Origin of the sequence: Cellulomonas iranensis NBRC 101100 = JCM 18110 (genome assembly GCF_001552375.1) — a bacterium.
In the GTDB taxonomy this organism is placed as follows: Bacteria; Actinomycetota; Actinomycetes; order Actinomycetales; family Cellulomonadaceae; genus Cellulomonas; species Cellulomonas iranensis.
Genome location: NZ_BCRB01000094.1, coordinates 1 through 13350, shown reverse-complemented (window position 1 = coordinate 13350; position 13350 = coordinate 1). Strand labels below are relative to the sequence as shown.

Below are 13350 nucleotides of genomic sequence, written 5' to 3'. Positions count from 1 at the left end.
GAGCCGCTCGCGCAGGCCGCGGTCGAGCGCGGACAGCGGCTCGTCGAGCAGCAGCAGCCGGGGTCGGGGCGCGAGCGCGCGGGCGAGCGCGACGCGCTGCCGCTCGCCGCCCGACAGGGTCGCGACGTCCCGCCGCTGCGTGCCGGGCAGGCCCACGAGGTCGAGCAGCTCGGCGACCCGGGCCGTGCGCGCCGCCCGGTCGCGGCGCACGCCCGCGGGCAGCCCGTACGCGACGTTGCCCGCGACGTCGCGGTGCGCGAACAGCTGGCCGTCCTGGAACAGCAGCCCGAACCCGCGGCGGTGCACGGGCACGCCGGCCACGGGCACGCCGTCCCACGCGACGTCGCCGCCGGCCAGCGGCTCGAGGCCCGCGACGGCCCGCAGCAGCGAGGACTTGCCGCAGCCGGACGGGCCGAGCAGCGCGACGACCTCCCCGGTGGGCACGGCCAGGTCGACGCCGTCGACCGCGGCGCGCTCCGCGCCCGGGTACCGCACGACGACGTCGGCGACCTGCAGCCCGTCGCTCACCACGCACCTCCGATCCCCGGGCGGCGCAGCCGCTCGCACACCGCCACGATGCCCGCCGTCAGCGCGGCCAGCAGCACCGACGCGGCGAGCGCCGCACCGTAGTTCTCGGCGCCGGGGCGTCCCAGCAGCCGGAAGATCACGACGGGCAGCGTCGGCTCCTGCGGGCGCGCGAGGAACGACGTGGCACCGAACTCCCCGAGGGACGCCGCGAACGCGAACCCGAGGGCGAGGCCCACGGCCCGCGCGGCGACCGCGAGGTCGACGGTCCGCAGCACGCGCCCGGGCGGGGCGCCCAGCGTCGCGGCGACCTCGCGCTGCCGCGGGTCGATCGCGCGCAGCACGGGCAGCACGGTCCGCACCACGAGCGGCACGGCGACGACGGCCTGCGCGACCGCGACGAGCGCGGGCGACGTGCGCAGGTCGACGGGCAGGCCGAGCGGTGCGTCCATCGCGACGAGGAACCCGAACCCGACGGTCACGGCGGACACGCCCAGCGGCAGCATGAACAGCGCGTCGAGCCCGCCGACGGCGCGCCGCGCGGCCGTGCCGCGCGGGCGCCGCGACACCACGAGCGCGACGAGCCCCCCGACCACCAGCGCGATCACGGTCGCGTCGGTGGCCGTGCGCAGCGACGTGCCGGCCGCGTGCCAGGCGCTCACCGCGAGCGTGTCCTGCGGCACCGCGAGCGCGGCGTAGTTGTCGAGGCCCCAGCCGCGCGGCGTGCGCAGCGAGCGGACCACGAGGTTGACCAGCGGCAGCGCGAGCAGCCCGAGCACCGCGACGGCGGTGACGGCGACGGCGACGGCGTCGAGCGGCTCGCGCAGCCGCACGGGGTGCGCCGCGGCGGGCCCGCCGACGCTCAGCGCACGCTCGGTGCGGGCCCGCGCCCGCCCGGCCACCGTCAGGGCCGCGGCGACGACGACGAGCTGCACGACCGACAGCACGGCCGCGGCACGCAGGTCGAGGAACTGCGTGGTCTGGATCCAGATCTCGGTCTCGACCGTGCCGTACCGGCGCCCGCCGAGCACCAGCACGGTGCCGAACGCGGTCGCGCAGAACAGGAACACGAGGGACGCGGCGGACGCGATCGCGGGGCCGAGCGCGGGCAGCGTGACGGTGGTCAGGACGCGCCACGGCGACGCGCCGAGCGCGCGAGCGGCCTGCTCGGTGCGCTCGTCGAGGCGCTCCCACATGCCGCCGACGGTCCGCACGACGACCGCGTAGTTGAAGAACACGAGCGCGAGCACGATCGCGGTGACCGTGCCGTCGAGGCCGAGCCCGCCCAGCAGGCCGCCGTCGACGAGCAGCGACCGGAAGGCCACGCCGACCACGACGGTCGGCAGCACGAACGGCACGGTGACGAACGCGCGCAGCGCGCCGCGGCCGGGGAACCGGCACCGGTAGAGCACGTACGCGCCGGGCACGCCCAGCAGCACGGCGCCCGCCGTGCCGAGCGCGGCCTGCACGAGGGTCTGCCCGACGACGCGCCACGTGCGGGGCCGCGCGAACACCTCGGCGAACCCCGACAGGTCGAGCCGACCGTCGGTGACGAACCCGCGGCCCACGATCTCCGCGACGGGCTGCACGAAGAACACGCCGAGGAACAGCACGGGCACGGCGACGGCCGCGCCCCACGCGAGGGCGGGGCGCACGCGCGCGGCCCGCCCCGCGGCCGGGGCCGTCGGGGCGGGTCCGCGCGCGAGCGTCGTCGTCACGTCGTGGGCCGCCCGGTCAGCCGATGACCGTGTCGGACCACGTGCTGAGCCACTCCTCGCGGTGCTCCGCGATGTCGGCGGGCGCGACCTCGAACGGCTTCTCGGCCAGCGGCGCCCACCGCGCCCAGTCGTCGGGCAGGTCGACCGACGAGCTCACGGGGTACATGTACATCGAGCCGGGGATGTCGGCCTGGACGTCGTCGGACAGCAGGAAGTCGAGCAGCTGCGCAGCACCCTCGGGGTTCTTCGCGCCCGCGAGCACGCCCGCGTACTCGACCTGGCGGAAGCACGTGTCGAGCAGCGCGGCGGTGCGCGGCGTGTCCCCGCCCTCGGGGACCGTCACGGGCGGCGACGACGCGTACGACAGCACGACCGGCCGCGGCCCGTCGCCACCGGCCCCGGAGAAGTCCGTGTAGTACGCGTCGGACCAGCCGTCGGCGACCTTGAGGCCGTTGTCGCGCAGGCCCGCCCAGTAGCCGGCCCAGCCGTCCTCGCCGAACGCACCGACGGTCGCCAGCAGGAACGCCAGCCCGGGCGACGACGTCACGGGGTCCGGCACGACGACGAGGTCGCGGTAGGCCGGGTCGAGCAGCGACTCGAGCGTCGTCGGCGGCGTCACGCCCTTGTCGGCGAACCACGTCGAGTCGACGTTGAGGCACACGTCGGACAGGTCGATCGCGGTGAGCGCGCCGTCGTCGTCGCCCGGCACGGCGTACGTCTGCGCGTCGGCCGCCGCGGGTGCCGTGACGTCGGCGGGGACGACGACGCCCTCGTCGAGCGCGCGCGACGCGAACGCGTTGTCGATGCCGTACACGAGGTCGCCCAGCGGCGCGTCCTTGGTGAGCACGAGCTGGTTGACGAGCGCGCCCGCGTCGGCCTGCTGCACGACCTGGACGGTCAGCCCGCTGTCCTGCTCGAACTTCTCCAGCAGCCCGTCGGACAGCCCGAACGACTCGTGCGTCACGAGGGTCACGGTGCCGCCGGACGTGCCGCCGGTCGCGTCGGGCGTGGCCGCGTCGCCCGTCCCCAGGGCCGAGCAGGCGGTGAGGGCCACGAGGGTGGTCGCGGCGGCCAGTGCGGCACGAGGGCCGCGGTGGGTCGTCATGTGGTGGTGCTCCTCCGTCGTCGTCGGAGGGGTCCAGCGCTCGTCGTGCCGCGCGGGCACGCCGACCGCGGGAGGAGAGAAAGCCCGACTCCCTACGCCGGTATCAACCGGATCAGGTTCGAGGGTCTGCGGTGGTCCGCACTCTCAGCGTCCTCGCCCCGCACGCGGGACGGACGCTCCCCTGTCGTTCACGCACGATCCTAGCCCCGCCACGTGGGCGCCCCGAACTGTGCCCGGGGTCCGGGCCGGGTAGCGTCCGTGCAGGCGAGGGCACGCGCACCGCGCGGCGCCCGGGCACGCGGACGAGCACAGGAGGCGCACATGTCGGACGACGAGCAGAAGCAGTCGATGGTCGCGAAGATCGTCGGGGCGGGCGTGGCCCTGGGTGCCGCGTGGCTGGTGCAGAAGATCATCGACTCGGCGTGGCAGAAGGCCAAGGGCCACAAGCCGCCGCAGGCCGACTCGACCGCGGAGGACGTGAAGTTCAGCGAGGTCGCCCTCGCGGCCGTCATCACGGGTGCCGCGGTCGCGCTGTCGCGCGTGATCGCGACGCGCGGCACGGCGAAGTTCGCGGGTCGCATCTCCCGCTGACGTCGCGCGGGCGGGCGTCGCGGGTCAGTCCGGGCGGCCGCCCTCGTCCGTCTGACGCGTCGCCGCCAGGTCGCGGGACAGCTCGTCGACGACGAGCAGGTCCTGCCGCACCTTGCCCGTGCGGAACCCGGCACGGCCGACCATGTGCGCCGCGACGGGCGCCGTGAGCATCTGGAACACCGCGACGAGCACGAGCGCCCACACCGCGCCGCCCTCGCGCAGCCGCAGCGCGAGGCCGACGAGCACGAGCACGAGCCCGAGCACCTGCGGCTTGGTCGCCGCGTGCATGCGGGACAGCAGGTCGGGGAACCGCAGCGCGCCGACGCCCGCCGCGAGCGCGAAGAACGCGCCGCCGAGCAGGCACACCGCCGAGACGACGTCGGCGACGGTGGTCCACTGGTCCTGGGTCATCGCGTCTCCTCGTCCGCCGGCCCGCCGTGGTGCTCGGGGTCGGGCTCGTCCTCGACGGTGTCGCGCGCGCTCTCGGGCACGGGCTCGGTCGCCGGCTCCGACGCGTCGCGGTCCGGCCCCGTCGCCGCGGCCGGCACCGCGTCCCGCGCGGCCTCGAGCGCGGCGCGGCGGCGCGCGCGGCGCTCGGCCAGCTCCTCCTGCTCGAGGCGGCGCTTCTCGGCCTCCTCGGCGGCGACCTCCTCGCGCGTGCGCACGCGTCCCTCGCCCTCGGGCTCGACGGCCGCGAACCGCGCGACGGTCACCGACCCGACGAACCCGACGAGCGACAGCACGACGAGCAGCGGCACGACGTCCGCGCGGCGGAACACCGCGGCGTAGAGCGCGACGCCCGCGATCACGGTGGTGACGACGATGTCGAGCGCGATGGTGCGGTCGAGCATCGACGGGCCGCGCTCGGCGCGGATCACGGCGAGGGTCGCTCCGACGGTGAGCAGCGCGGCGCACACGAGGACGACGACGTCGAACACGGTCATCGGGCCGCCACCTCCCGCGCGCGTCGGCTGCGGCTCAGGCCCGCCTCGGCGAGCTCGGCGTCGGATCCGAGCGCACGCAGCACGCGGGCCTCCTGGTCGAGGACGTTCTGGCGGGCCTTCTCGATGCCGCCGCTGGTCTCGACGTCGAGCACGTGGACGTACAGCCGGCCGGTGAGCCGGTGCGCCTCGACGATGATCGAGCCGGGCACGAGGGACACGAGCTCGGCCGTGAGCGTGAGGTACAGGTCGGAGTGGCTGCGCAGCTGCACGCAGATCACGGCGCCGCGGGGCGTGTACCGGGGGCGCAGCGCGACGAGGCTGACCTCGAACGACGCGCGCACCAGGTCGAGCGCGAACCGCCCGAGGAGCACGGCGAGCGCGGCGGGGTGCACGCGGCCGTGGAAGTCGACGGGCGTCATGCGCAGCCCGGTGGTGACGAGCACGCCGAGCAGCGCGCCGTTGACGACGTTGCCCCACGAGACGTCGCCCCACAGCAGGACCCACACGGCGGTGAGCCACAGGATCGTCACCCACTGGAAGCGCCAGCCGGTGCGGCGCGGGTGCAGGCTCATCCCTCACCCCCGTCCTGCGGGGCCGTGCCGGCCTCCACGTCCTCGTCGGCGGCGCGCTGCGACTCGCCCTCGCCGCGCTGCCCGTCCGGCAGCACGGCCTGGACGTACGTGCGGTCGGACAGGGTCTGCGCGGCGCGCTCGGTGTAGCCGTACAGCGGGCCGGCGAAGACGGTGAGCGCGAGGCTCACGACGACGAGCGCGGCGGTGGGCACGACCATGAGCAGCGGCACGCGGTGCGCGGGCAGCGGCTCGGGCGGGGTCTGCCAGAACGCCTTGTTCCACGCCTTGATGAGCGCGTACAGCGTGAGCAGCGACGTCACGACGGACCCGACGACGAGCGCGTACGCGAGCGGCGTGCCGAGCTCGACGCCGGCCTCGAGCAGCCCGACCTTGCCGAGGAACCCGGAGAACGGCGGGATGCCGCCGAGGTTCATCGCGGGCACGAAGAACAGGATCGCGAGCACCGGGGCCATCTTCGCCAGCCCGCCGAGCCGGTCGAGCGACGTCGTCCCGCCGAAGCGTTCGACGAGGCCGACGACGAGGAACAGCGCGGTCTGCACGGTGATGTGGTGCGCGACGTAGTAGATCGCGGCGGTCCAGCCGTGCTGGGAGCCCAGCGCGACGCCGAACACCATGTACCCGATGTGGCTGACGAGCGTGAACGACAGGAGTCGTTTGACGTCGTCCTGCGCGACCGCGCCGAGGATGCCGACGAGCATGGTCGCCAGGGCCACCCACATGAGCACGTCGTCGAGCTGCCCGCCGGGGAACAGCAGGGTCTGCGTGCGGATGATCGCGTAGACGCCGACCTTGGTGAGCAGGCCCGCGAACACCGCGGTGACGGGTGCGGGCGCGGTCGGGTAGGAGTCCGGCAGCCACGCGGACAGCGGGAACACGGCCGCCTTGATGCCGAACGCGAGCAGCAGCATGGACTGCAGCACGAGCCGCACGCCGGGGTCGATCTCGGGCAGGCGCAGCGCGAGCTGCGCGAGGTTCACGGTGCCGGTCGCGGCGTAGACGCCGGCGATCGCGACGAGGAACAGGATCGAGGACAGGATCGCGACGACCACGTAGATCGTGCCCGCGCGGATGCGCTCGGTCGTGCCGGACAGCGTGATGAGCACGTACGACGCCGCGAGCAGGATCTCGAACCCGACGTAGATGTTGAACAGGTCGCCCGAGAGGAACGCGTTGGCGACGCCCGCCGACAGCACGAGGTACGTGGGGTGGAAGATCGAGATCGGCGCGAAGCGCTCGCCGTCCTCGCGGCCCTGGGCCAGCGAGTAGATCAGCACGCACAGGATCACGACCGACGACACGGTCAGCATGAGCGCCGACAGCCGGTCGGCGACGAGGTTGATGCCGACGGGCGCCGCCCAGTCGCCGATCTCGACGACCACGGGCCCGGCGTCGGCGAGCACGAGCAGCGCGGCCGCGACCACGGCGACGAGCGTCAGGGTCACGAGCGACACGACGCGCTGCACGCGCGGTCGACGGTAGAGCGCGAGGGTCAGTCCCGCGCCCGACAGCGGCAGCACGACGGGCAGCGGGACGAGCCAGCTCCAGTCGGTCATCGGCCCTCCTCCCCGTCGGTCGTGGTCGTGCTCGGGCGCGCGGCGCGGCCCGGGTGGTCGGGCGCCGGTTCGGCGTGCACGTCCTCGAAGGCGAGGCCCTCGTCCATCTCGTCGCGCGTGGTCGCGGCCTCCTCGTCGAGCGTCTCGCCGCCCGACTCGGTGTCGTCGTCCTCGAACGCGCGCTCGTCGATCGCGGCGAGGCGCACGATGCGGCGGTCCTCGACGTCGTCCTGCACCTCGTCGTGGCGGTGCAGCTGCCACGAGCGGTAGGCCATGGCCAGCAGGAACGCGGTCAGGCCGAGCGTGATGACGATGGCCGTGAGGATCAGCGCCTGCGGCAGCGGGTCGCTCATGGGCCGGTCGGACTGCACGCCGATGAGCGGGGGTGCGCCCGCGGCGCCGCCGGCCACGAGGATCAGCAGGTTCGTGCCGTTCCCCAGCAGGACGATGCCGAGCAGGATGCGCGTGAGGCTGCGCTCGAGCACGAGGTACGTGCCGACGGTGAACAGCGCCGCGATGGTCACGACGAAGACGATGTTCGGGCTCATGACGACGTCGGTCACGGGACCACCCCCTCGGCGTCGCCGCCCAGGTCTCGCGGCACGGCGGACGCCTGGACGGCGGCGGTGCGGCCGCGTGCGAGCGCGAGCTGGTCGTCGCCCCCGACCGCGTCGTCCGCGACGTCGTCCTCGCCGGACTCGGCACGCCGGTCGATCTCGGCGCCGAGGCTGCGCAGGATGTCGAGCACGAGGCCGACGACCACGAGGTACACCCCGACGTCGAAGAACAGGCTCGTGACGAACTTGACGTCGCCCCAGACCGGCAGGTGGAAGTGCAGGATCCAGGACTCCAGCACGGACCCGCCGACGAGGAACGCCGCGAGGCCCGCACCGGCGGACAGGAACAGGCCCGTGCCGAGCAGCACGCCGGGCTGCACGGGTGCGGCCTCGCCGAGCTCGTAGCGCCCGCCCGCGAGGTACCGCACGGCCAGCGCGATGCCCGTGACCAGGCCCGCGGCGAACCCGCCGCCGGGCTGGTTGTGGCCGCTGAACAGCAGGAACGCCGAGTAGACGATCATCGTGTGGAACAGCAGCCGCACGACGACCTCGAAGATGACCGAGCGGCGCTGCGGCGCGAGGGTGCGTCCGGCGCGCAGCCACTCGCGGGCGCGCGACCCGACGCGCGCGGCACCGGCGGCGTTGGTGCCGACGCTGCTGCCCTGCGGCGTGATCGTCACGGAGTCGCCGGGCCGGCGCAGCGCGGCCATGGGGTCGGCCGTGCCGCCCCACACCGCGCGGTCGGCGGGCGCCTCGCGCTCGCGGAAGATGCGACCGCCGCGCGCCGAGAGGAACACGAGCGACGCGACGCCCGTGGCGGCCACGAGCAGCACCGAGATCTCGCCCATGGTGTCCCACGCGCGGATGTCGACGAGCGTGACGTTGACGATGTTCTTGCCGCCGCCGAACTCGTACGCCTCGGTCGCGAAGTCCGCCGAGACGGGCGCGTGGACGCGGGCCGACGGCGCGACGAGAGCGACGCCCGCGACGACGAGACCGACCGCGAGGCCCACGGCGAGGCGCACCCAGCGCGACGCCGCGAGCGGCCGGTCGGAGAAGTACGGGGGCAGGCGGCGCAGCACGAGCACGAAGACGACGAGCGTGATGGTCTCGACGAGCACCTGCGTGACCGCGAGGTCGGGTGCGCCGTACAGCAGGAACATGCCCGCGGTCGCGTAGCCGCTGATGCCCGCGAGGATCACGGCCTTGAGGCGACGGCGGGCGCGCGCGACGAGGATCGCGGCGACGATCGTGCCGGCGGCGAACACGGTCTGCGCGGCGTAGTCCCAGGGCCGCACCGCGGCGGGGAACGAGGTCCCGCGCACGAGCGCCGTGCCCACCGCGAGCACCCACGTGGTGAGGATGACGCCGAGGTACAGCGGCAGCGAGCCGCGCTGCGTGACGGCCGTGACGTCTGCCGCGAGGTCGTCGAGCTTGCGCATCGAGCGCCGGTACGTGAGGTCGGCCTCGAGGACGTGCGGCACGCGCGCCTGCCAGCGCTCGACCTTGTCGCGCGCGAGGAACAGCAGCCCGCCGACGGCCAGGACGCCGACCGTGAGCCACAGCACGAGCCCGAACCCGCCCCACAGCACGAGGTGCCCGGGCTCGCCGAGCGGGTACGTCGACGCGTACGGCTCGAGCAGGTGCTCGCCGAGCTGCGGCAGCAGCGCGACCGCGAGCCCCAGGAACGACAGCACGAGCGCGGGCGCGGTGAGCAGGAACGACGGGCGCGTGACGGGCGCCGGCTCGACCGACTCCTCGCCGCCGGCGGCGAGCGACGTCGTGGTCGCGACGCCCTGCGCGTCCTGCGTCGCGCTCTGCGGCACCAGCGCGGGCTTGGTCGCGAACGCGCCCCACCAGAAGCGCAGGCCGTACGCGACGGTGAGCGCCGAGCCGACGACGACCGACGCGAGCACGACCCAGCCGAGCGCACCGTCCTCGAGGTGCGCGAGCGCCTCGAGCCCGGCCTCCTTGGCGACGTACCCGGCGAACGGCGGCAGGCCGATCATCGACGCGGTCGCGAGACCGCCCGCGAGCGCGGTCCACGGCAGCGCCTTCCCGACGCCCGACAGGCGCCGGAGGTCACGCGTGCCGCACGCGACGTCGACCGTGCCGACGACCGTGAACAGCGCGGCCTTGAACATCGCGTGCGCGCCGAGCATCGCGAGGCCCGCGAGCGCGGTGGCCTGCGTGCCGAGCCCGACCAGCAGGATGATCAGGCCGAGCTGGCTGACGGTGCCGAACGCGAGCACGAGCTTGAGGTCGTGCTGGCGCAGCGCGCGGTACCCGCCGAGCAGCAGCGTCCCGGCGCCGAGCACGACGACGGTCCACCGCCACGCGGGCAGCTCGGAGTACGCGGGCGCGAACCGGGCGACCAGGTAGACGCCTGCTTTGACCATCGCCGCCGCGTGCAGGTAGGCGCTGACGGGGGTCGGCGCGGCCATCGCGGCGGGCAGCCAGAAGTGGAACGGGATGAGCGCGGACTTGGTCGCGGCGCCCGCGAGCAGGCACACCACGGCGGCGACGACGGCGCCGGAGGCCGGCGGCGGGTCGGCCATGAGCGCGGACAGCGAGTACGTGCCGGCGGCGTGCCCGAGGATCACGACGCCGACGAGCATCGCGAGGCCGCCCGCGGTCGTGACGATGATCGCCTGCATGGCGGCGCGGCGGCTGGCCTTGCGGTCGGCGTAGTGGCCGATGAGCAGGTACGACGTGACGGTCGTGAGCTCCCAGAACACGAACATCAGGAGCATGTCGTCGGCCGTGACGAGGCCGAGCATGGACCCCGCGAACGCCGTGAACACGGCCCCGAACCGCCCGAGCCCGGACGCGGTCGGCGAGAAGTACGCGGCGCAGTACACGAGCACGAGCGCGCCGACGCCCCCGACCACGAGGGTCATGAGCCACGACAGCGTGTCGAGGTGGAAGCTCAGGTCCAGCCCGAGGGCCGGGATCCACTCGACGACCTCGACGGGTCCTTTGCCGGCCTGCACCTCGCTGGTCCAGGTGAGCGCCCAGACCGCGGCGGACGCGGGCGCGAGGGCGAGGGCCCAGAACGCGCGCCGGCCCCACCAGTGGAAGAGCACGGGCGCGACGAGGGCCGCTGCGAGGTGGACCGTCAGCAGCAGCAGCACGTCCGGCTCCGTCCTGTCGGGGGCGGGTGGTCGGTCGGTGGTCGGTGTCTGACCGCACGTCGACGATGGCGCACGGGGGCCGTCCGACGCCGCGGACGACGACCGGGTGACCCGGAAGTGGGAAGGTGCGACCGCCGCGGCGGAGATCGTCCCTGCACGCGGACCGGTGGTCGGTGCAGGTCAGAGGCCGTCACGTCGGGTGCGGGGGACGGGGAAATCCTACCAACGGATGAGTTCGGGGCCCGGGGTGAGGCCCCGCGACGTGAGGGGTGTCACGTCGATCGGCCCGCGCACCGCCCGAGATGCGCAGGACGCCCGCCGCGACCGTCCGGCATCCGGGACGCCGCCGTGGGCGCCGTCCGGCACCCCCGGTGGCCGCAGCCCGGGTCGGACGGGCGGACGACGCGGTCGCGCGGCGACGCGCGGCGCGGGGCGGACGGCCCGGGACCGCGGCGACCCGGCCGGATAGGTTGACGCCCGTGAGCGGGGTGCGGGTGGTCGCGGTGGTGCTGGCGGCGGTGGCGACGGTCGTCGGCGTCGCGGCGTTCGTGCGCGGGGCGGTCGTGATCGTCCGCACGGTGCGGACCGGGCGGCCGCTGCCGGGGCGGTGGGCGCCCGTCGGGCCGCGGCTCGCGACGCTCGCGCGCGAGGTGCTGGGCCACGGCCGGTTCCAGCACCGCCCGGTCGTGCGCGTCGCGCACTGGGTCGTCATGGTGTCGTTCCCCGTGCTCGTGATCACGCTGCTCACGGGGTACGGGCAGCTCGTCGACCCGCGCTACGGGCTGCCGCTGGTCGGGCACTGGTACCCGCTGGAGTGGGCGGTCGAGGCGTTCGCGTGGCTCGGGCTGCTCGGCATCGGCGCGCTCGTCGTGGTGCGGCAGCGCACGCGGCCGCGCGCGTCCCAGAGCGAGGGCGAGCAGCGCCGGTCGCGGTTCTTCGGGTCCAACCAGGTGTGGGCGTACGTCGTCGAGGCGACCGTGCTGCTGGTCGTCGTCGCGGTGCTGGTGCTGCGCTCGCTCGAGTACGCGCTCGGCGTGCAGGACGGCGCGGCGTGGGCGACCGCGGCGCACTTCCCGCTCACCGCGTGGCTCGGCGGCGCGTGGACCGGCGCGGCCCCCGCGACGCTCGAGACGGCGGTCGTCGTCGTCGCGCTCGTGAAGATCCTCGTGTCGATGGCGTGGTTCGTGGTCGTCGGCCTGCTGCCCACGATGGGCGTCGCGTGGCACCGGTTCCTCGCCGTGGTCAACGTGTACGCGCGGCGCGAGCCCGACGGCGCGCCCGCGCTCGGCCCGCTCGTGCCGCTGCGCGACGCCGCGGGCGAGCCGCTCGACCTCACGGCCGTCGAGGACCTGCCCGAGGACGCCCGCCTGGGCGTCGGCGCGGTCGAGGACCTGCCGTGGAAGGGCCTGCTCGACGTCGCGACGTGCACCGAGTGCGGCCGCTGCCAGGACCAGTGCCCCGCGTGGGCGACCGGCAAGCCGCTGAGCCCCAAGCTGCTGACGCTCGCCCTGCGCGACCACGCCGCCGCGACCGCGCCGTACGTGCGGGCCGCGCGCGCGGCGGGCGCGTCGGACGAGGCGCAGGCCGACCCGCACCTGGGGGTCGACCTGGTCGGCTCGGGCGTGGTCGACGCCGACGCGCTGTGGGCGTGCACCACGTGCGGCGCGTGCGTGCAGCAGTGCCCGGTCGACATCGAGCACGTCGACACGATCGTGGACATCCGCCGCTACCAGACCCTCATGGAGTCGGCGTTCCCCGCCGAGCTGGGCGGCACGTTCACCAAGCTGGAGCGCCGCGGCAACCCGTGGGGGCTGCCCGCGCGGCAGCGCCTCGACTGGGCCAAGGGCCTCCAGTTCGACGTGCCGGTCGTCGGCGTGGACGTCGAGTCCGCCGCCGAGGTCGACTGGTTGTTCTGGGTGGGCTGCGCGGGTGCGTTCGAGGACCGCGCCAAGCGCACCACGCGCGCGGTCGCGGAGCTGCTGCACGCCGCGGGCACGGCGTTCGCGGTGCTGGGCGACGGCGAGACGTGCACGGGCGACCCGGCCCGGCGCGCGGGCAACGAGGCGCTCTACCAGATGCTCGCGGCGCAGAACGTCGAGACGCTCACCGAGGCGGGTGCGACGCGCGTCGTCGTGACGTGCGCGCACTGCTTCAACACGCTGTCTCGCGAGTACCCCGCGATGGGCGGCCGGTTCGAGGTCGTGCACCACACGCAGCTGCTCGACCGCCTGGTCGGCGAGGGCCGCCTGCGGTTCGCGCCCGGGGTCGGCGAGGACGCCGACGGCGCGACCGTGACCTACCACGACCCCTGCTACCTGGGCCGGCACAACCAGGTGTACGCGCCGCCGCGCGAGCTGCTCGCCGCCGCGGGCGTCGAGGTCGCCGAGATGCCGCGCAACCGCGAGACGTCGTTCTGCTGCGGCGCGGGCGGCGCGCGCATGTGGATGGAGGAGACGATCGGCGAGCGCATCGGCACGGTCCGCGCCGCCGAGGCCGTCGCGACCGGTGCGTCGACCATCGCGACCGCGTGCCCGTTCTGCACGGTCATGCTGGGCGACGGCGTCGCGGCGCACGCGCGCGCGGCCGGCGACGCGTCGGCCCCCGCCGCGGCGGACGGCGCCGCGAGCACG

General features: G+C 75.0%; 11 protein-coding genes and 1 riboswitch. Of the genes, 2 read left to right on the top strand and 9 right to left on the bottom strand.

What is annotated here, in order from left to right:
* The 3 genes from CS2_RS15630 to CS2_RS15620 form a co-directional block, all read right to left on the bottom strand.
* The coding region (locus tag CS2_RS15630) for an ATP-binding cassette domain-containing protein (protein WP_156442166.1) at window positions 1–528 on the bottom strand (528 nt) is incomplete at its 3' end.
* A complete protein-coding gene (locus tag CS2_RS15625) occupies window positions 525–2243 on the bottom strand; it encodes an ABC transporter permease (protein WP_070320673.1) in 1719 nt (572 codons plus the stop codon). The genes CS2_RS15630 and CS2_RS15625, both read right to left, overlap by 4 nt.
* Before the next feature lie 16 nt (window positions 2244–2259).
* Window positions 2260–3348, bottom strand: coding sequence for a thiamine ABC transporter substrate-binding protein (locus CS2_RS15620; protein WP_070320675.1), 1089 nt, complete (start codon window positions 3346–3348; stop codon window positions 2260–2262).
* 72 nt (window positions 3349–3420) lie between these two features.
* Window positions 3421–3541: riboswitch (TPP riboswitch) on the bottom strand.
* 128 nt (window positions 3542–3669) lie between these two features.
* On the opposite strand from CS2_RS15620, the gene CS2_RS15615 reads away from it, so the two are divergent.
* A complete protein-coding gene (locus CS2_RS15615; RefSeq protein WP_070320672.1) occupies window positions 3670–3939 on the top strand; it encodes a DUF4235 domain-containing protein in 270 nt (89 codons plus the stop codon).
* A gap of 24 nt (window positions 3940–3963) precedes the next feature.
* Here the strand turns inward: CS2_RS15615 and mnhG are convergent, their stop codons facing one another.
* The 6 genes from mnhG to CS2_RS15585 are packed head-to-tail and all read right to left on the bottom strand — an operon-like array spanning window position 3964 to window position 10720.
* Window positions 3964–4350, bottom strand: coding sequence for a monovalent cation/H(+) antiporter subunit G (gene mnhG, locus CS2_RS15610; RefSeq protein ID WP_046529840.1), 387 nt, complete (start codon window positions 4348–4350; stop codon window positions 3964–3966).
* Complete coding sequence (locus tag CS2_RS15605; RefSeq protein WP_046529839.1) at window positions 4347–4883, bottom strand: MrpF/PhaF family protein; 537 nt, start codon at window positions 4881–4883, stop codon at window positions 4347–4349. Before CS2_RS15605 ends, mnhG begins: the two co-directional genes overlap by 4 nt.
* Entirely contained in the window at window positions 4880–5455 is a 576-nt protein-coding gene (locus tag CS2_RS15600; protein WP_046529838.1) for a Na+/H+ antiporter subunit E, read from the bottom strand. The genes CS2_RS15605 and CS2_RS15600 overlap by 4 nt, the downstream gene beginning before the upstream one ends.
* The gene (locus CS2_RS15595) at window positions 5452–7029 is read right to left on the bottom strand and encodes a Na+/H+ antiporter subunit D (protein WP_046529837.1); all 1578 of its coding nucleotides are present in this window, start codon (window positions 7027–7029) and stop codon (window positions 5452–5454) included. Before CS2_RS15595 ends, CS2_RS15600 begins: the two co-directional genes overlap by 4 nt.
* Window positions 7026–7577 (bottom strand): Na(+)/H(+) antiporter subunit C, encoded by a 552-nt coding sequence (locus CS2_RS15590; RefSeq protein WP_226239497.1) that lies wholly within the window; start codon window positions 7575–7577, stop codon window positions 7026–7028. Before CS2_RS15590 ends, CS2_RS15595 begins: the two co-directional genes overlap by 4 nt.
* A gap of 11 nt (window positions 7578–7588) precedes the next feature.
* On the bottom strand, window positions 7589–10720 hold the full coding sequence (locus tag CS2_RS15585; RefSeq protein ID WP_070320671.1) for a Na+/H+ antiporter subunit A: 3132 nt from the start codon (window positions 10718–10720) through the stop codon (window positions 7589–7591).
* 479 nt (window positions 10721–11199) lie between these two features.
* Here CS2_RS15585 and CS2_RS15580 point away from each other — a divergent pair.
* Window positions 11200–13350: (Fe-S)-binding protein (locus CS2_RS15580; RefSeq protein ID WP_070320674.1), on the top strand; the 2151-nt coding region annotated here is incomplete at its 3' end.

What these genes read in the sequence shown, in the direction of transcription:
- CS2_RS15620 (WP_070320675.1), bottom strand. Translation starts at nt 3,348, where the DNA reads ATGACGACCCACCGCGGCCCTCGTGCCGCACTGGCCGCCGCGACCACC.
- mnhG (WP_046529840.1), bottom strand. Translation starts at nt 4,350, where the DNA reads ATGACCCAGGACCAGTGGACCACCGTCGCCGACGTCGTCTCGGCGGTG.
- CS2_RS15590 (WP_226239497.1), bottom strand. Translation starts at nt 7,577, where the DNA reads ATGAGCCCGAACATCGTCTTCGTCGTGACCATCGCGGCGCTGTTCACC.
- CS2_RS15615 (WP_070320672.1), top strand. Translation starts at nt 3,670, where the DNA reads ATGTCGGACGACGAGCAGAAGCAGTCGATGGTCGCGAAGATCGTCGGG.
- CS2_RS15600 (WP_046529838.1), bottom strand. Translation starts at nt 5,455, where the DNA reads ATGAGCCTGCACCCGCGCCGCACCGGCTGGCGCTTCCAGTGGGTGACG.
- CS2_RS15605 (WP_046529839.1), bottom strand. Translation starts at nt 4,883, where the DNA reads ATGACCGTGTTCGACGTCGTCGTCCTCGTGTGCGCCGCGCTGCTCACC.
- CS2_RS15595 (WP_046529837.1), bottom strand. Translation starts at nt 7,029, where the DNA reads ATGACCGACTGGAGCTGGCTCGTCCCGCTGCCCGTCGTGCTGCCGCTG.